The organism is Janthinobacterium sp. GW822-FHT07A03 (genome assembly GCF_058798815.1).
Genome location: NZ_JBXAKW010000009.1, coordinates 181,864 through 199,992, shown reverse-complemented (window position 1 = coordinate 199,992; position 18,129 = coordinate 181,864). Strand labels below are relative to the sequence as shown.

Below are 18,129 nucleotides of genomic sequence, written 5' to 3'. Positions count from 1 at the left end.
ATCAGTACGATTTCAGGTATTCATTCGATGGTGTCATACCACTTGCTGGGAAAATTGCAGGCGATGCAGATTGGCATACGCGCCGTCGGCATCCAATAATTGCTGGTGACTGCCGGTTTCCATTATTTTCCCATGTGACAATACCACGATACGGTCCGCACGTTCAATTGTTGATAGCCGATGAGCAATAACTAAGGTGGTTTTACCTTGCATCAGGTACTCCAGTGCCGCTTGCACGGCCCGTTCTGCCTCCGTATCCAGTGCCGAGGTGGCTTCATCGAGGATCAGGATGGGCGCATCCTTGTAGATGGCGCGGGCGATGGCCACGCGCTGGCGCTGGCCGCCGGACAGGCGCGAGCCGTTGTCGCCCAGGCGCGTTTCCAGGCCGTCGGGCAAGCCGTCGATGACGTCCGACAGGAAGGCGGCCGCGGCGGCCGCTTCGACGCGCTGCCGGTCCGGGGCCGCATCGCCATACGCGATATTGGCGGCCAGGGTATCGTCGAACAACACCACCTGCTGGCTGACCATGGCGATCTGGCTGCGCAGGCTGGTCAGGGCGATGTCGTCAATATTCTGCCCATCGAGCAGAATCTGGCCGCTGCTAGCCGAGTAAAAGCCGGGCAGCAGGCTGACCAGGGTCGATTTGCCGCCACCGGACATGCCGACAAAGGCGACCGTTTGTCCTGGCGCGATGCTCAGATCGATGTGTTGCAGGGCCAGTTCCTGGTGCCCGGGGTAGGCAAAGCTGACGTCCTTGAACTCGATGCGGCCTTTGCTGCGGCCCGCCAGCGGCTTGCCGCCCGTGCGTTCCGGTGTCTTGTCGATCAGTAAAAAGACTTCTTCGGCGGCGGCCATGCCGCGCTGCAGGGGACCGTTGACTTCAGCCAGTTGTTTCAGGGGTGTCAGCAGCATCAGCATGGCCGTGATGAAGGAAACGAAGCCGCCCACCGTGATTTGCCCCTGTTCCGACTGGAACAGCGCCATCACGATGACCAGGGCCACGGCGGCGGCGGTGATCACCTGCGTGATGGGCACGGTGGCGGAAAAGGTGGTGGTCATGCGCATGCTGTAGCGGCGCAATTGCTCGGCGCGCTCCTCGAACCGCGTCTTCTCGTAATGCTGTCCGCCGAAGATCTTGATCACTTGCTGGGCGCGCGTAGTTTCTTCGATGACCTGGGTCAGCTCGGCGTTGACGGCCAGCGAGTCGCGGTTGAGTTTTTTCAGGCGCTTGCCCGTGGTGCGCACGACGATGGTCAGCACGGGCAGCAGCACCAGGGTGACCAGGGTCAGTGCCCAGTTCAGGTACAGCAGCCAGGCGAGCAAGCCCAGCACGGTCAGCGAGGAGCGCACGATCGAAGTAAACACCTTGGTCACCATCTCGATGATCTGCTGCACCTCAAACATGATGGAGTTGATGACCTTGCCCACCGTGTGCGTGTTGTAGAAGTCGATGGGGAGGTTGAGCATGCTGGCAAACATCCGGCGCCGCAATTCGTTGAGGATGCGCGTGGAGACATAGCTCATCAGATAACTGCTGGCGAACGTCGAGGCGCCCCGGATGGCAAAGATGCCGATGACGATCAGCGGCACCAGCCAGTAGGAAAATTCGACCTTGCCCCCAAAACCATTGTCGAGCAGCAACTTGAGCGCATACGGCAACAGCGGTTCCGTCGCCGCCGTGACGACCATCGCCAGCAGAGCCAGGGCCAGGTGTTTCTTGTAGGGCGCGTGCAGCGCGGTGAGGCGCTTCAGGTCGGGCGTGAGCATCGGTATGATTCCTTGCAGGGGACAGCAAAAACGGTCAGGCGGAAGACGAGCTCAAGCGATACGCTCTTGCTGGCGCAACAGGGCCCACACTATCACCATCGGAAAGACCAGCATGATGATGCCGATATTCAGGGTGAGCGAGTTCGTCGTCAGGCCGAACGTGATATAGCAGGAAACTAAAATCACACCCGCCAGCGCATAAGGCTGAGTCGTTTTCTCACACCCGGTATTCTGCAGTGCCTGGCTAAATAGCTTCAGAGGGAGGAAAAACAGCACCAGTAAAGCTGACATGCCCACCAAACCACGCTTGACCAGCGAATCGATATAATCGTTGTGGGCATTCGTGAAATCGCGCGTCACGGTATTCATCTTGCCTTCCGCTGCCAGTTCCTGCTTTTGCTCCAGATAGCCATTGCGGCCGATGCCTAGCAACAGGTTTTCGTCCGACATACGCAGCGCGGAACGCCACATTTCAACGCGCTGGCCAACTGACGAGTATATGTTGCCTGAATCGTTGAAACTGTTGAGTTCGTTAATGGCGGCTACGCTGCGCTCCCTCACCGGTGAGTTGGGAAGGGCGTAGACCAGCGTTCCCAGCACCACAAAAATGGCGGCGACGCTGAAAAGATACCGGTTGCCGTGTTTTTTAGCATGATGCAGCGTGATGATGCAGACACAGATCGGCAATGCCAACCAGCCACCACGGCTGCCGCTGATGATCGAACCGGCAATTCCAGCGATGCAGCCACACAGCATCAGCACGGTCCACAGGCACTGGCGCGATTGAGCGCGTGCCCACGTGACGCCGCACAGCGAGAGCATGCCGAGCAACATGCTTACATTACCGTAATGGATGGCGTTACTCGTTGCCGCTTGTGGACGGCCAATATCATTGGCAAAGAATTGCCAAAAAGCCAGTGCCGCACCGCCGATGGCTCCGATGGCGACACCGCTCCACCAAGCGCCCGGCCGCGGCGGATAGGCGAGCAGCAGCAGCAGCACGGGCACGGCCAGCAGTGCCCGCAAGGGCATGTCGAGTTCGCGTGCCGGATCGCCGTGGTACAGCATATTGGCTGTAAAGATGAAGAAGTACAGCAGCAGGGCGCCGAGCATCAGATAATCGCGGCGTTGCAGGTTCAGACGGGGGCGTTTCCATAGCAGCCAGCTGCTGGCCAGCAGGAGAACCAGCGCGCCCAGCGAGTATCCGCTGGTGACAGCCAGCGCCAATGCCGAAAAGAGAAAAACACAAACAGAGGTCAGGCCCGGCATGAATATCCTTGGTAACGCACGACATCGCCATTATGGCAACTGTAGCAACATAAAGTAGGCGTCATTGTAATCGAAGGTGACAGCAAAAACGCTCTCTGAGAATTTACTCTTCGATAACTATATAGGCGATCTCAAGGGGGGGAATGAAAAAAACCATGGTTTTTAGCCATGGTTTTTTTGTAAGCAATGGTAACTTGCTGTAATTTTATTAAGGCAGGCGGATATTTCTAATGTCGATCAGGCAACCGCCGGCACGCGCGTCGCCACGCCGGTGGCAATCGCCGCTTGCGAGACGGCAGGGGCGACCCAGCTGCGCAGACGCTCGTCGAACGGCGACGGAATCAGTTGCAGCGGCGTCAGCGCGCTGCTTTCGTGGCCTGGCAGCGGTTCTTTTGCCAGCGCGGCAATGGCGCGCACGCAGGCCAGCTTCATTTCTTCGTTGATGGTGGTGGCGCCTACGTCGAGCGCGCCGCGGAAGATGTACGGGAAGCACAGCACGTTGTTGATCTGGTTCGGATAATCCGAGCGGCCCGTGGCGACGATGGCGTCGTCGCGCACGGCATGCACTTTTTCCGGGGCGATTTCCGGATGCGGATTGGCCAGGGCGAAGATCAAAGGCTTGGCGGCCATCGATTCGACCATCTGCGCGCTCACCACGCCGCCCTTCGAGACGCCGATGAAGATGTCGGCACCGACCATGGCGTCGGCCAGGTCGCGGTCGCTCGTATCGTTCGCGTAGCGCGCCTTGTTCTCTTCCATGTTGGCATCGCGGCCCGGGTAGATCACGCCCTGGCTATCGCATACCTTCAGTAGCGACTTGTTCAGGCCCAGCGAGACGAGCAGGTCCAGGCAGGCGATCGAGGCCGCGCCGGCGCCCGAGACGGCCACTTTCACATTGCCGATATCCTTGCCCACCAGCTCCAGGCCGTTCAGGATGCCGGCCGCGACGATGATGGCAGTGCCGTGCTGGTCGTCGTGGAAGACGGGAATGTTCATGCGCTTGCGCAATTGCTGCTCGATATAGAAGCAGTCGGGCGCCTTGATGTCTTCCAGGTTGATGCCGCCGAAAGTCGGCTCCATGCGCACCACGGTATCGATGAACAGGTCGGGATCGTTCTCGGCCAATTCGATGTCGAATACATCAACGTCGGCGAACTGCTTGAACAGGCAAGCCTTGCCTTCCATCACCGGTTTGCTGGCCAGCGGGCCGATATCGCCCAGGCCCAGTACGGCCGTGCCATTGGTGATCACGGCCACCAGGTTGCTGCGCGACGTGTAGGTGCCGGCCGTGCGCGGATCTTCCACGATGGCTTCGCAGGCGAAGGCCACGCCCGGCGAGTACGCCAGGGTCAGGGCGCGGGCGTCGCCCAGTGGTTTGGTTGGCGTGACGGAAATCTTGCCTGCGCGGGGTTGTGCGTGATAGGCGAGGGCGGCTTCTTTCAGGTTGAAGTTTTCGCCGTTCTGGTCGGCGTGCTTGCTGTGGGAAGTAGACATAGGAATTCTGGGAAGGGCATGCATGGCCCGAGTGGTAAGTCCGAGCCATGGTATGCAAGCGTTTGCACGCTGTCAAGGCTGGATTGTACTTAAGTCGACCAAAACCGCTTTGGGCAACGGCTTTATTTCAATGCAAGCGTTTGCTCGGTTTTTGACGAAATGGGGAATTTTTACGATAAAATCACAGTATTGCGATCCGGGAAGCCCATGACAAACAAGAACCCCACCTTAAGCGACGTTGCGCGGGCCAGCGGCGTGCACTTTTCCACCGTGTCGCGCGTGATGAACCCGGCAACGCGGCAAATGGTCAGCGCCGAGGTGGCCGCGCGCGTGCTGGCCGAAGCGGGCCGGCTCGGCTACCGGCCGAACCGCGCCGCCTCGACCCTCGTCACGCGCAAGTCGCGCATCATCGGCGTGGTCTTGCCCGACATCACCAACGCTGTTTTCCCGCCGATTTTGCTGGGCATTGAGGAGGGTTTGCGCAAGCATAGCTACCTGGCCATCGTCGCCAACGTGGGCGCCGACGAGGAAGAGCAGCTGTTCGTCATCAACCGCCTGCTGGGGCAGCAGGTCGATGGCCTGATCCTGGCCACCGCGCGCCGCGACGATCCCGTCATCAAGATGTGTATCGACCAGAACGTGCCGGTGGTCACCGTCAACCGCAGCGACGAGACGGGCGTCGCTTCCTGCGTCGTCAGTGACGACGTGGTCGGCATGCGCCTGGCCGTGGAACACTTGCTGGCGCTGGGTCATCGCCATATCGCGCACATTGCCGGCCCGGAAAACCTGTCCACGGGCCACGTGCGCCGCCTGGGGTTCCTGGCCGCCATCCAGGCCAGCGAACTCGATCCCTCGCAAGCGTTCGTTTTTGAAAGCAGCGGCTATTCGCGCGAATGCGGCAAGGCGGCCCTGCTGGAACTGCTGCGCCAGTCGCCGCAAACGACGGCCGTGGTGACGGGCAGCGACCTGGTGGCCCTTGGCTGCTACGACGCCGTCCGCGAACTGGGCTTGAACTGCCCCGCAGATATTTCCGTGGTGGGCCACAACGACATGCCGTACATGGACATGATCCGCCCGCCCCTGACCACCATCCGTATCCGCCACCACGGCATCGGTACGGAAGCGGCCCGGCTGATCCTGCAAACCATCGACTCGCCCGATTCCCCGGTGCTCGACGTGCGCCTGAAACCGGAACTGGTGGTGCGCGAATCGACGGCCGCGCCGCGCGCCTGATACCTTCTTGCCCTTCTTTCGTCCGAGTATGTTTAAATCTTGATATTGATAATTATCAAGGCAACGCCATGCAGACGAGAGCAAAGCAAGCACAGCAGGGAGGCCGCTGATGCCGAAAAACTTCGGCATGCCCGGCAACGCCTGGCGCTATGCGCTGGGCAGCGACTATGGTTATTGCTCGCCGCTACTCGAAGGCATTGAATTTGAAAACGAGTGGGTGACGATACGCGAATCGGCGATCCGCATCCGCGCCGGCTACGCCTGGGATGGCTGTTCGCCCTGTATCAGCGTGCTCGGCCTGTTCTATGTGGGCACGCCCGATGGCGCGCAACACCTGGGCCTGCCTGCGACCTATCACGCTAGCCTCGTGCATGACGTGCTGTGCCAGTGGCGCGCCGAGATTCCCGTCACGCGCGCGCGCTCGATCGCCATTTTTCACCAGTTGCTCAAGGAAGTGCGTTTCCCGCTGGCCGGCCTGTATGCGGGCGCCGTCCACCTGTTCAGACCGCGGCGTTTTTTCCTGCCACCGGGCGCGGCCGGCGCCCCGGCCGCGCCATCCGGCACCCGCCAGGCGCAACATTAAAGCGCCCGCCGCGCTGCCGCAGGGGCCGCATGGTGTTAAACTGGCGCCCCTCATCGTTTCTCTTGCCCTCATCGCCATGACCAAAACCAACACGCCTTCCCCGAAACGCCGCGAAGAGGGCGTTGCCAAGCTGACCGTCAATCCTTTCCTGGACGCCGAATTCTATGCGCGCATGCGCGACTACACGGAGCGCGATGCGGCCATCATCAAGGAATTGAAGGCGATCGCCGAGATCCGCGCCGGCAACAAGCAGCCCGATCCGCGCCTGGCGCCGTCGCTGGCCGCCCTGCGCAGCACCGTCAAGAAGGGCCTGACCTTCGGCGAGATGCTCGAGCGCATGGCTGCCGGCAAGGAAAAAGGCTTGTGGGAGCCGTGGATGACGACCTTCGGCATCGAGATCCGTACCGTCAACTACGGCGCCGGCCCGCGCAACGCCTGCCTGGTGCTGGACCTGGCCGCGAATGCCCCCGCACACGCGATGTTCGCCAAGGCCGGCATCCAGAATTGGCGCAGCCTGGCCGCCGACGACTGCTCCGTCGTGCGCTCGGAAAAAGCGACAGAGACGTCGCCGTTGAAAGTGTATGCCGTGTTTTACCTGGACCCGCTGCCTGCCTGAACCAGCAGCGCCACCGCCAGCACGATCAGCATCACGCCTGACAGCCGTTCCAGTGACGGCAGCGCGCGCGCAAAGCGCTGGCGCAGGGCGGTGCTGCCGATGGCCAGCGCCACCGTCATATCCCACGCCAGCACGGCAAAGACCATCCACGCGCCATACGCCGCCATCGCAGCGGGACTCGTCTGCCTGGCGGCCAGCACGGTGGCGAGGCTGACGTAGAACAGCGCATTCTTCGGATTCAGGATGGCGGACATGAATCCCATCACGACCCCGCCGCGCCAGCGCGCCTTGCCGCTGGCGGGCTTTGCATCCAGGCGGCTCTTGCCCGCATGGCGCAGGAACAGCCAGCCCAGGTACAGCAGATAGGCGCATCCCGCCAGCCGCACCACCATGAATGCCGTACTGCCCGCCCGCAGTACCGATAGTCCTCCAAATGCCGCCACGATAAACACCGCATTGGCCACCGTAATGCCCACGCACGTGCCGGCGGCGCCGCGCCAGCCGTGGGCCAGCGAGGTGCGCGCGATCAGGAAAAAATCGGGACCGGGCGACAGCAGGGACAGAAAGTGGGCGGCGGCGATGAAGAGGAAATCCTGCATGTAAGTCGGCTCCGGCAATGGCGATGCGCGAGTATGCAGGGGCTGGCGGCAGCCCGTATTGAAGAAAATTGCAGGCGCTCTAGCCGCCCTGGCCGCGATAGCGCCCGGGCGTGATGCCCGCATGCGCCTTGAAGACGCGCTGCAGATGGCTCTGGTCCGCAAAGCCCAGCTCATGCGCCAGCTGCGCCAACGCCGTCCCCGCTTGCAAGCGGCTGCGCGCGCGGTTGACGTGCGCGTTCAGCTGGTAGGCATGCGGCGTCATGCCCGTGGCGGCGCGAAAGGCGCGGATCAATTGATAAGGGCTCAGGCCTGCCGCTTCCGCCAGTTGCCGCAGGCTGGCCGAGGGCTGCGCCTGCAGCGTTGCGAGCACGGGCGCCAGCTGCTGCGGCACCGGCTTGCGTTCCGAGGGCAGCAGGTCTGCACGGGCGCTGGCACAAGCGCCCAGGAACGCGAGCAGCGCCGCATTTTTTTCACCTGCGCCAGTCGTTGAAAACAGCAGCGCATGCATGGCGCAAAACTGTGCGTACAGCAGCGGGCAGTGCAACACCGTCGCCGTATCGCCATCGAGCGCCGGCGCGTGGGCTTGCAGCCATTGCGCATCGAGATGCAGCATCTGGTAGCTCCAGACGGCGTCAGGCAGGGGATTGCAGGCGTGCACGCAGCCGGCCGGCACCAGCACCAGGCTGCCATTGCTGAGGGTGACCTTGCCCTCTTTGCTGCCCGTAAAGATGCTGCCGCCTTTGTCGACGGCACCGATGGAAAACGTGGGATGGCTGTGCGGCTTGTAGCAGGCCCGGCTGTGGCAGGCGCGCCGGCTCTCCACGTGGGGCAAGGCCGGGTCGCGCCAGAAGGCGGTGGTGCCCGGCATGGCTACATCAAAATCACGTCGTATTGCTCCTGGTGGTAGGCGTTCTCCACCTGCAGCGAGATTTTCTTGCCGATGAAGTCGCCCAGCATGGCCAGGTGCTGCGATTCTTCTTCCAAAAACAGATCGACTACTTCCTGCGAGGCGAGAATGCGGAATTCGCGCGGGTTGAACTGCTTTGCCTCGCGCAGCAGTTCGCGCAGGATTTCGTAGCAGATCGTGCGCGAGGTTTTCACCTGGCCCTTGCCGGCGCAGGCGGGGCACGGTTCGCACAGGATGTGCGCCAGCGATTCGCGCGTGCGCTTGCGCGTCATTTCCACCAGGCCCAGGGGCGAGAAGTTGCTCACCGAAACTTTGGTGCGGTCGCGCGACAGGGTGCGTTTCAGTTCGGCCAGCACGGCGTTGCGGTGCTCGGCATTGTCCATGTCGATGAAGTCGAGGATGATGATGCCGCCCAGGTTGCGCAGGCGCAGCTGGCGCGCGATGGCGTGCGCCGCTTCCAGATTGGTCTTGAAGATGGTGTCGGCAAAATTGCGACCTCCCACAAAGCCGCCCGTGTTGACGTCGATGGTCGTCATCGCTTCCGTCTGGTCGACTATCAGGTAGCCGCCCGATTTCAGGTCGACGCGGCGGCCCAGCGCGCGCAAAATCTCTTCTTCCACGCCGTACAGGTCGAACAGGGGACGCTCGCCCGTGTAGTGCTGCAGGCGCGTCAGTTCGCTGGGAGTGTAGATTTCCGCGAATTCGCGCAGCTTGACATAGTTTTCGCGCGAATCGACCTGGATGGTGGCCGTTTCATCGCCGACGAAGTCGCGCAGCACGCGCTGCGCCAGGCTCAAGTCCTGGTGCAGCAGGCTGGTGGCGGGGCGCGTGCGCGCGCCGTGCGTGATGGTGCTCCAAGTCTTACGCAGGTAATCGACATCCGCCTTCAGGTCCGCGTCGGACGCGTCCTCGGCCATGGTGCGTACGATGTAGCCGCCCTTTTCGTCGGGCGGCAGCAGGCTTTGCAGGCGCACGCGCAGCTGTTCGCGCTCCGCTTCCTTTTCAATTTTCTGCGAAATGCCGATGTGCTTGTCTTGCGGCAGGTAGACCAGCATGCGCCCGGCGATGGAAATCTGCGTCGACAGGCGCGCGCCCTTGGTGCCTATCGGGTCCTTGATCACCTGCACCGTCAGCACCTGGCCGTCAAACAGGATTTTCTCGATGGGCGCCGGCGTGGCGTTCTGGCCATCGTGGCCGCGCGCTTCCCAGATGTCGGCCACGTGCAGGAAGGCGGCGCGCTCCAGGCCGATGTCGATGAAGGCCGACTGCATGCCCGGCAGCACCCGCACCACTTTGCCGGAGTACACATTGCCGGCCAGGCCGCGCGTGAGCGTGCGCTCGATGTGCAATTCCTGCACGGCGCCCTGCAGGATGAGGGCGACGCGCGTTTCTTGCGGCGTGATATTGATCAGGATGTCTTCGTTCATGGAGGCGCGGGAGTGGAGGCAACGAATGACATCATACCCGGGATCAGGGCAGGGGCAAACCTGCTAGCCGTAGCAACTGTGCGGTTTCGTACAGGGGCAGGCCCATGATGCCGGAATGGCTGCCTTCGATATGCTCGACGAACAGCGCGGCGCTGCCCTGGATGCCGTAGCCGCCGGCCTTGTCGTACGGTTCCGGCGTGGCGCAATAGGCGGCGATCGAGGCGGGCGAGAGCACGCCGAAGCGCACTTGCGACACCTGCGTGCGCTGCTCGGCGAAATCCTTGTAGTGCACGGCGATCGAGGTGAGCACCTCGTGCGTGCGGCCCGACAGCTGCTGCAGCATGGCCACGGCCTCGAGGCGGTCGGCCGGCTTGCCGAGGATGACGCCGTCGATGGTGACGGTGGTATCGGCCGCCAGCACGGGGCGCGGCGTCAGGTGGCGGCGGCGCACCAGGTCCCACGCGAAGGCGGCTTTTTCATTCGATACGCGAGCCACGTAATCGAGCGCCGATTCGCCGGGAAGCACTTCCTCGGTGACGTCGGCGCCGCGCGGGCCATCGCTGCGCAGCAGCAGCAATTCGAAATCGATGCCGATCTGGCGCAGCAGTTCGCGCCGGCGCGGGCTTTTGGAAGCAAGGTAGATCTTGTGATCAGCCGTTTTCATGGGGGAGTTCAGACGCGGTGGTAGGGGTGGTTTTGCGTGATCGACCAGGCACGATAGAGCTGCTCGGCGAGAATCACGCGCACCACGCCGTGCGGCAGGGTCATGCTGGAAATGCGCAGCATGCCTTCGGCACGCGCCTTGAGTTGCGGATCGAGGCCGTCGGCCCCGCCGATCAGGAAAGCCGTGTCGCGGCCATCCTGCTGCCACGCCATCAATTGCTGCGACAGACCGACGCTGGTCAGATCCTTGCCGCGTTCGTCGAGGGCGATGATGCGCACGCCCTTGGGCAGGACGGCTTCGATGCGTTCGCGTTCCAGCGCCATCGCCGTGGCGGCGGTCTTGCTGCCGGAACGCTCCACCGGCTTGATTTCTTTCAGCACGATGCGCAATTCCGGCGGCATGCGCTTCGCGTATTCCGCGAAGCCCGTCTCTATCCAGGCCGGCATTTTATGGCCGACCGCAGCGATGATGAGCTGCATCGACGCTTACGCTTCGACTTTTTTGATACGCTTGATCACGGTTTTTGCCGGTGCGGCATCGGCTGCCGGCTTGGCCGCGCGTGGGGCGCGTACTTTTTTCTCCGGCAGCGCTTTCAGCGCTTTTACGGCGGCCGCTTCGGTCTTGGTAGGCGCGACTTTCACGGTCTTGCCGACGGCTTTGGAAGCGGTGGCTTTTTTCGCCGGGGCTTTCTTGGCGGTGGTGGTTGCCGTGGCTTTCTTCGCTGGCGTTTTCTTTTCGATCACGGGCGCAGCTTCCACATTGGCCTTGCTTGCCGCCAGATGGCCGCTGACCTTTTTCGGCTCGTCGCCGGCCGCTTTTTTCGGCGCGCGCTTGGCGGCACCCAGCTTGACCGGGGTGTCGCCCCAGATTTCTTCCAGGCGGTAGTAGGCGCGGATAGGTGCTTGCATGATGTGGACGATCATGTCGCCCAGATCGACCAGCACCCATTCACCCGTTTCCTCGCCTTCCATGCCGATGATTTGGCCGCCGGCGTCCTTGACCTTGTCGCGCACCGAGGCGGCCAGCGCCTTGGTTTGACGGTTCGAGGTGCCGGAGACGATCGCGATGCGGTCGAACAGGCTGGTCAGGTGACTCGTTTCGAAGACGGCGATGTCTTGGCCTTTGACGTCTTCAAGGGCGTCAACGACGAGGGTTTGCAGTTTTTTGATGTCCATTTAGCTTTTGTATAAATTATGTTGTTCAATATAGTCTAGCACTAGCGGGGAAACAAGCGAGTTTGCCCGATTCCCCCGTTGTAATGCCGCACGTATTTCGGTGGCGGAGATATCCACCGCGAAGTCCTGTGCCAGATAAGTCAGACCGTGCGGCGTGTTGCGGATGCTTTCCAGAGACCCCAGGCGGCGCGAAAATGCATCGGCGACCACTTGCGGTACTGCTGTGTCATTCAGCGCGAAGCCTGGGCGGGCCGCGACGCAGATATGCGCGTATTCAAATAATTGCTGCCATTCGCGCCATGTCGCGAGCCGCTGCAACTGGTCGGCGCCCATCAGGAAAACGATGGAAGCGCGCGGTCCCAGCTCGGCGCGTACCTGGCGCAAGGTATCGATGGTGTAGCTGGCCTGGCCATGTTCGCTGCGCTCGATTTCCTGGCGGTCGATCACCACGGGCAGGGGCAGGCCGGCGAAGGCCAGGCTGGCCATCTCGGCGCGCTGCTGGCCGGTGGCGCCCAGCTTGCTCTTTTGCCAGGGCGCGCCGGCCGGAATCACGCGCAGTTCGTCGGCGTGCAGCAGGCTGGAAAAATACGTGCCCAGTGCGACGTGGCCCATATGCACCGGATCGTAGCTGCCGCCCAACAGCGTCACGCATGCCGTACTGCTCGCAGTACTACCCGCCGTGCCAATTTCCGTCACGCCTGCAGCCAGTCGCGATGCACGAGGAAGTCAGTATACAACGCCGCTTCGGGACTGCCGGCTTCCGGGTGCCAGTCGTAGCGCCACTTGACCACGGGCGGCATCGACATCAGGATCGCCTCGGTGCGTCCGCCCGACTGCAGGCCGAACAGGGTACCGCGGTCGAAGACCAGGTTGAACTCGACATAGCGTCCGCGCCGGTAGCACTGGAAATCGCGTTCGCGTTCGCCGTAGGGCGTGTCCTTGCGCCGCGCCAGGATCGGCACATAGGCGTCGATGAAAGCGTCGCCCGCGCTGCGCAGCATGGCAAAGCTGTCATCAAAGCCCAGGGCGTTGAAGTCGTCGAAGAAGATCCCGCCGGCGCCGCGCGCTTCGCGCCGGTGTTTCAGGTAGAAATAATCGTCGCACCACTGCTTGAACTTCGGATGCAGTTCCGCGCCAAACGGCGCCAGCGCATCATGGCACACCTGGTGAAAGTGCTTCACGTCGCCCGCGTCGCCGTAATACGGCGTCAAGTCCATGCCGCCGCCGAACCACCATACGGCTTCGCCATCGGTATTCACGGTGCTGAAAAAGCGCACGTTCATGTGCACCGTGGGCGCGTAGGGATTGCGCGGATGCAGCACCAGCGACACGCCCATCGCTTCCCATGCCTTGCCACCGAGTTCAGGGCGCGCGGCCGCGGCCGATGGCGGCAGTGCGGCGCCGGTGACGTGCGAAAAATTCACGCCGCCACGCTCGAACACATTACCTTCCTCGATCAACCGCGAAATGCCGCCGCCGCCCTCGGGGCGCTGCCAGGCATCTGTCAGGAAGGGCTTGCCGTCCTGCGCTTCGAGCGCCTGCACGATACGGCTTTGCAAATCGAGCAAATAAGCCTTGACGGCCGAAGGAGAGGGAGTTGACGACATCGCGTGGGCCGACGAGGCCGAAATAAAAAAGTAAGGACGGATTGTACCCTGTAACGCGTTTTTGTGATAGGGCGGCGCTGGCGCTGTGGTTTTGCGGCTGGCCGCGCGCACCGTCCGCGGCCAGCGCCTTCTACAGCACGCGCAATTGCTGCAGCACGGGCAGCGTGTCCCGCATGAATTCCTCGATGGCGGCGTTGAGCTGCTCCTGGTGCGCCGCCTCGTCGGCGCATGCAGCGCCATCCTTGAGCAGGCGGCGCCCGCACTGCGCCATGGTGGTGGCCGCCTGCGCCTGCAGGGTGGCCAAGTCCGGCTGCTCCCGCTCCTGGGTCAGCAGCGAAAACAGCAGTCGGTCGATGAATTCCGTGTCGATACCGCTGCCTGTCAATGGCGAGCACAGGATGCGGTAGTCGTCGCCGTAGCGCAGCTGCGCGCCGGTTGCCCGGTTCAGGCGGTGCGCGGCCTCGTCGCCATTGTCGCCCTGCGCCTCATTTGGAAAATACATCACGACCTGGCTGCCGGTGACCAGCATGGCCGCCACCTCCGCCAGGCTTTGCACGCTCTGTCCGGGCAAGGAAGGCAGTGCGGCCAATTCGGCCAGGCTATGTGGTCCGTTCGCCAGCGCGTCGCAGACGGCGCCGTAGACCTGCTCGTTGCCCGTCACGACGCCGGCCTTGGTCTGGAAGGTAAAAGTCATTTTTGCGCGCGGTACCAGCATGGCCAGGTGTACGTCGGCGTAACATTCGGCTTGGCGCACGGCCCCCATGCGGCGCGCGCCGCGTACCAGCACGTCCTTGCGGAAGCTGGTGTCGAGAAAATAATCCTTCATCGTTTCGCGCATGGCCGCGTCGGGCAGCAAGTCGATGGTGGCTTGCTGGTCGGCGTTCAGGTACAGCTCGGGAAAGGCAAAAGGCAGGTCGGACGAGCCGGCAAAATCGAGCTTGGCGCGCGCCACATCGCGCATCACGTCGGCGTGGTACAGCGGTTCCCAGTCCTGGTTCAGGTATTCATGCACGCTGTAATGGGGATCGCTGTTGATGAGCGCATTGAGGCGCGGCGCGAGTGCGGGATTGGCCGTGATGTAGCTGGCCTGCAGGTTCTGCAACTGCTGCACATAGGCGATGCCAGCCTGCATCTGCAAGTCGCTGCGGCCGGGGAAGCTGGCGGCAAACTCCAGCAGCAGGCGTTGCAGGGGCAGGGCGGAACTCCATCCAGGCATGGCGTTATAGCTGAGTGAAACGATACCGCCCGGTTTCAGATAGCGTGCAATGAAGTCGACGATATGCTGGCGGTTCTCGCGGTTGACCCAGGTGTAGATGCCGTGCAAGGTAATGAAGTCGAACTGCGGCAGATCGGGCACGCGACCCTGGGCCAATTCTTCAAAGCTGTTTTCCAGCAGGGTCAGATTGCCCAACTGTGCCTTTGCCGCCAGGGCGCGTGCGCCGGCGACATGGGCCGGATTGAAATCGTTGCCGTAGAACTGGCCGTTGGGGTTGGCGGCGGCCAGTACGTTGAGCGTCTGGCCGCGCCCGAAGCCCAGTTCAAAGTAGGTGTAGGGTTGATCCAGGGGCACTGGTTCGATGCCGTTGAGGATGCAGCTGAAATTGAGGTGATGCGGACTCAGGTCGCTGTAAAAACCGTTGGTGTACTCGATATCCGACACGTATCCTTCATTCCAGGCCATGGCTTCCCCGCATTGGTGGCAAAACGGCAGTATGCCATCATGGCCGCCGGCGCGGGAAGTGCGCCGTGCATTAGCGTGCCGGCGGCGCAGCTTCCTCCTGCACCACAGTGATGGACAGGTCCGGCCCGCCGGGCACGCGCGCACTCTCCACGGCCTGCGCGGCGCGCTGCTGCAGATCGGGCCGCTCGGTGCCTTGCCCGGCGACGGGGGCGGCGGGAGCGGACGGCTGCCTCGAGACGATGGTGCGGACCGCAAAGGCCAGCACCAGCAGTAGCAGCGCGGCCATCACCCACGTGCCCGGGCGGGCATAGGCGGGGCGGGCCTGCCGCGCGGCAGCGTCGACGATGAGGCAGGCCAGTTCCGAGCCGCGCTGGCGTGTGCGCAGGCGCAGCGCCTCGAATTGTTGCGCCGTCAGGGTGCCTTGCCGGAGCATGTCGCGCAGGGCGGCGACCGGCGAGGCGAGCAGGCGGTCCGCCGGCAAGCTGGCGTGCGCGGCATCGCGTTGCCACTGGTCGAGCAGGTCTTCGTCGTACAGGGTGTCGATGGCCTGGCGGTTGACCAGCGTTAGCGCATCGGCGGCCAGTCGCTGGCGCTCGAGCAGGGCCGCGCCGTCATGCTGGCGCGGCAGGTCGCGCACGCGCCGCAGGAAGTCGTCCTGCGGCAGCAGGTCGGTGCGCAGCAGCCATGCCAGGGTGTCGGCGAGACCGGCGCCGACGGCCAGTCGTGGCATGTCGACATCGTCCTCGTCGGGCTGGGCGAGGATGTTCAGTTCGTCCATCGCCTCGCCGAGCTCCTGGGGCGTGATCAGGCCGAGCTGGCGCAGTTCGGCAAGCGAGGGATGGGTGCGTGTGGTCATGGGCTGTAATTTTGTCAGGAAGGCAAAATCTTAGCGCAGATGCCGGTTTCCCGGCGCGTCTATGCAAACGGGGCCGGGGCGGATGAATTCCGCGCCGGCCCCGCCGTTTGCCGCCAGAGGCATGCTTAGTGCTTCAAACCGCGCCAGCCGATGTCGCGGCGGTACTGCGCGCCGTCGAAATGGATTTTTTCCACGGTTTCATACGCCTGCTTCTGCGCCATCTTGATGCTGTCGCCCAGGCCCACCACGCACAGCACGCGCCCGCCGTTGGTGACCAGGCGTTCGCCGTCGATGCGGGTGCCCGCATGGAAGGTGACGGAGTCTGGCGTTTCGGCCGGGATGTCGCCGATCGGCGTGCCCTTGACGGGATCGTCCGGATAGCCGGCGGCGGCCATCACGACGCCAACGGCCGTGCGGCGGTCCCATTCCAGTTCCACGGCGTCCAGCGTGCCGTTGACGGCGTGCTCCATGACGGTGACCAGGTCGGTCTTCAGGCGCGCCATGATGGGCTGCGTTTCCGGGTCACCCATGCGGCAGTTGAATTCCAGCGTCTTCGGCGTGCCCTTGTCGTCGATCATCAGGCCCGCGTACAGGAAGCCCGTGAACGTGATGCCGTCCTTGGCCATGCCCTGGATGGTCGGCACGATGATTTCGCGCATGACGCGCGCATGCATGGCCGGCGTGACGATGGGTGCCGGCGAATACGCGCCCATGCCGCCCGTGTTCGGGCCCTGGTCGTGGTCCTTCAGGCGCTTGTGGTCCTGGCTGGTGGCCAGCGGCAGGATGTTCTTGCCGTCGCACATGACGATGAAGCTCGCTTCTTCGCCAGCGAGGAATTCCTCGATGACGATGCGCGCGCCGGCGTCGCCGAACTGGTTATCGGACAGCATCATGTCGACCGCCTGGTGCGCTTCTTCCAGGGTCATGGCAACGACGACGCCCTTGCCGGCGGCCAGGCCGTCGGCCTTGATGACGATCGGTGCGCCCATGGCGTCGACGTAGGCGTGCGCGGGAGCGACGTCGGAAAACGTCTGGTAGGCGGCCGTCGGGATGCCGTGGCGCTGCATGAAGGCCTTGGCGAAGTCCTTCGACGACTCCAGCTGTGCCGCTTCCTTGGTCGGGCCGAAGATTTTCAGGCCGCGCGAGCGGAACAGGTTGACGATGCCGGCCGCCAGCGGCACTTCCGGGCCGACGACGGTCAGGCCGATGTGCTCCTGCTGAACGAAATCGGCCAGCAATTGCGGGTCGCTGATGTCGAGATTGACCAGGCGCGCATCGCGCGCGGTGCCGCCGTTGCCCGGTGCGACATACACCATCTGTATGCGTTCGGACTGGGCCAGTTTCCAGGCCAGGGCGTGTTCGCGGCCGCCAGAGCCGACTACCAGAATTTTCATAGGGACCGTTCGTTCAGTGTGGGTTGCAGGGCGGCGGTGCCGCCCTTGTGTGCAGAGTGATTAATTCTCGATGAGGGCGTTGGTGAACACTTCCTGGACATCGTCCAGCAATTCCAGCGCATCGATCAGCTTTTGCATCTTGATGGCGTCGTCGCCCGTGTAGACGGTTTCCGTCGTCGGTTTCATGATGACTTCGGCTACTTCGGCCTTGAAGCCGGCCGCTTCCAGCGCTTCCTTGACGGCGGCGAAATCGTGCACGGGCGTGACCACTTCGAAGCCGCCTTCCTCGTCGGCGATGACGTCGTCGGCGCCGGCTTCCAGGGCCGCTTCCATCAGCTTGTCTTCGTCGGTGCCCGGTGCGAACAGCAGCTGGCCGCAGTGCTGGAACATGAAGGCGACGGAGCCTTCGTTGCCCATGTTGCCGCCATTCTTGTTGAAGGCGTTGCGAACCTCGGCCACCGTGCGCACCTTGTTGTCGGTCATGCATTCGACGATGACGGCCGCGCCGCCCACGCCGTAGCCTTCGTAGCGCACTTCTTCGTAGTTGGCGCCATCGACGCCGCCGCTGCCGCGGTTGATCGCGCGCTGGACGTTGTCTTTCGGCATATTGGCGTCAGCCGCCTTGTCGACTGCCAGGCGCAGGCGCGGATTGGTGATGGCGTCGGCGCCGCCCATGCGGGCCGCGACCGTGATTTCCTTGATCAGGCGCGTCCAGATTTTGCCGCGCTTGGCATCGGTGGCAGCCTTTTTATGCTTGATATTGGCCCATTTGCTATGTCCTGCCATGTCGAATCTTCCTTAGACGGGTGTTCAATTGTGGCCGACATTTTAGCATATCGGCCCCCTGCGAAGCGGCA

17 protein-coding genes and 1 pseudogene are annotated in these 18,129 nt (G+C 63.0%); 3 read left to right on the top strand and 15 right to left on the bottom strand.

What is annotated here, in order from left to right; genetic code table 11:
- Positions 1 to 33: 33 nt before the first annotated feature.
- The 3 genes and pseudogenes from msbA to AC1RJW_RS24200 all read right to left on the bottom strand — a co-directional run.
- A complete protein-coding gene (msbA, locus tag AC1RJW_RS24210; protein ID WP_493047208.1) occupies positions 34 to 1,767 on the bottom strand; it encodes a lipid A export permease/ATP-binding protein MsbA in 1,734 nt (577 codons plus the stop codon).
- A 51-nt stretch (positions 1,768 to 1,818) separates the two neighbouring features.
- Positions 1,819 to 3,036 (bottom strand): O-antigen ligase family protein, encoded by a 1,218-nt coding sequence (locus tag AC1RJW_RS24205; RefSeq protein ID WP_493047207.1) that lies wholly within the window; start codon positions 3,034 to 3,036, stop codon positions 1,819 to 1,821.
- A 255-nt stretch (positions 3,037 to 3,291) separates the two neighbouring features.
- A pseudogene (locus AC1RJW_RS24200) lies at positions 3,292 to 4,530 on the bottom strand (malic enzyme-like NAD(P)-binding protein); the annotation flags it as partial.
- A 207-nt stretch (positions 4,531 to 4,737) separates the two neighbouring features.
- Between AC1RJW_RS24200 and AC1RJW_RS24195 the strand changes: the two are divergent.
- From AC1RJW_RS24195 to AC1RJW_RS24185, 3 genes are all read left to right on the top strand, one after another.
- On the top strand, positions 4,738 to 5,763 hold the full coding sequence (locus AC1RJW_RS24195; RefSeq protein ID WP_493047206.1) for a LacI family DNA-binding transcriptional regulator: 1,026 nt from the start codon (positions 4,738 to 4,740) through the stop codon (positions 5,761 to 5,763).
- A 109-nt stretch (positions 5,764 to 5,872) separates the two neighbouring features.
- Positions 5,873 to 6,346, top strand: coding sequence for a hypothetical protein (locus AC1RJW_RS24190; protein ID WP_493047205.1), 474 nt, complete (start codon positions 5,873 to 5,875; stop codon positions 6,344 to 6,346).
- Positions 6,347 to 6,422: 76 nt separating this feature from the next.
- Complete coding sequence (locus AC1RJW_RS24185) at positions 6,423 to 6,962, top strand: hypothetical protein (protein ID WP_493047204.1); 540 nt, start codon at positions 6,423 to 6,425, stop codon at positions 6,960 to 6,962.
- On the opposite strand, the gene AC1RJW_RS24180 is transcribed toward AC1RJW_RS24185, so the two are convergent.
- The 12 genes from AC1RJW_RS24180 to AC1RJW_RS24125 form a co-directional block, all read right to left on the bottom strand.
- Positions 6,938 to 7,561, bottom strand: coding sequence for a LysE family translocator (locus AC1RJW_RS24180; RefSeq protein ID WP_493047203.1), 624 nt, complete (start codon positions 7,559 to 7,561; stop codon positions 6,938 to 6,940). The two genes, AC1RJW_RS24185 and AC1RJW_RS24180, sit on opposite strands and share 25 nt — an antisense overlap.
- Positions 7,562 to 7,640: 79 nt before the next feature.
- Positions 7,641 to 8,429 carry an AraC family transcriptional regulator gene (locus AC1RJW_RS24175; protein ID WP_493047202.1) on the bottom strand — a complete coding sequence of 263 codons (789 nt, stop codon included), beginning with the start codon at positions 8,427 to 8,429 and terminating at the stop codon, positions 7,641 to 7,643.
- A gap of 2 nt (positions 8,430 to 8,431) precedes the next feature.
- A complete protein-coding gene (gene rng, locus AC1RJW_RS24170) occupies positions 8,432 to 9,895 on the bottom strand; it encodes a ribonuclease G (protein ID WP_034747098.1) in 1,464 nt (487 codons plus the stop codon).
- Between the two features lie 43 nt (positions 9,896 to 9,938).
- Positions 9,939 to 10,559 (bottom strand): Maf family protein, encoded by a 621-nt coding sequence (locus AC1RJW_RS24165; RefSeq protein ID WP_099409611.1) that lies wholly within the window; start codon positions 10,557 to 10,559, stop codon positions 9,939 to 9,941.
- Positions 10,560 to 10,567: 8 nt separating this feature from the next.
- The gene (rlmH, locus tag AC1RJW_RS24160; protein WP_034747108.1) at positions 10,568 to 11,038 is read right to left on the bottom strand and encodes a 23S rRNA (pseudouridine(1915)-N(3))-methyltransferase RlmH; all 471 of its coding nucleotides are present in this window, start codon (positions 11,036 to 11,038) and stop codon (positions 10,568 to 10,570) included.
- Between the two features lie 6 nt (positions 11,039 to 11,044).
- Positions 11,045 to 11,734, bottom strand: a complete 690-nt coding sequence (gene rsfS, locus AC1RJW_RS24155; protein WP_493047201.1) for a ribosome silencing factor — start codon at positions 11,732 to 11,734, stop codon at positions 11,045 to 11,047.
- A complete protein-coding gene (gene nadD / locus AC1RJW_RS24150) occupies positions 11,735 to 12,382 on the bottom strand; it encodes a nicotinate-nucleotide adenylyltransferase (RefSeq protein WP_493047200.1) in 648 nt (215 codons plus the stop codon). It lies immediately after the preceding gene.
- A gap of 44 nt (positions 12,383 to 12,426) precedes the next feature.
- Positions 12,427 to 13,341: an oxygen-dependent coproporphyrinogen oxidase gene (gene hemF, locus AC1RJW_RS24145; protein WP_475416630.1), complete on the bottom strand. Its 915-nt coding sequence runs from the start codon at positions 13,339 to 13,341 to the stop codon at positions 12,427 to 12,429.
- A gap of 130 nt (positions 13,342 to 13,471) precedes the next feature.
- Positions 13,472 to 15,022 carry a class I SAM-dependent methyltransferase gene (locus AC1RJW_RS24140; protein WP_493047199.1) on the bottom strand — a complete coding sequence of 517 codons (1,551 nt, stop codon included), beginning with the start codon at positions 15,020 to 15,022 and terminating at the stop codon, positions 13,472 to 13,474.
- A gap of 70 nt (positions 15,023 to 15,092) precedes the next feature.
- Entirely contained in the window at positions 15,093 to 15,878 is a 786-nt protein-coding gene (locus tag AC1RJW_RS24135; RefSeq protein WP_493047198.1) for a hypothetical protein, read from the bottom strand.
- A gap of 125 nt (positions 15,879 to 16,003) precedes the next feature.
- Positions 16,004 to 17,272: a phosphoribosylamine--glycine ligase gene (gene purD / locus AC1RJW_RS24130; protein WP_436493992.1), complete on the bottom strand. Its 1,269-nt coding sequence runs from the start codon at positions 17,270 to 17,272 to the stop codon at positions 16,004 to 16,006.
- 60 nt (positions 17,273 to 17,332) lie between these two features.
- Positions 17,333 to 18,058 carry a YebC/PmpR family DNA-binding transcriptional regulator gene (locus AC1RJW_RS24125; RefSeq protein WP_493047197.1) on the bottom strand — a complete coding sequence of 242 codons (726 nt, stop codon included), beginning with the start codon at positions 18,056 to 18,058 and terminating at the stop codon, positions 17,333 to 17,335.
- Positions 18,059 to 18,129 lie beyond the last annotated feature (71 nt).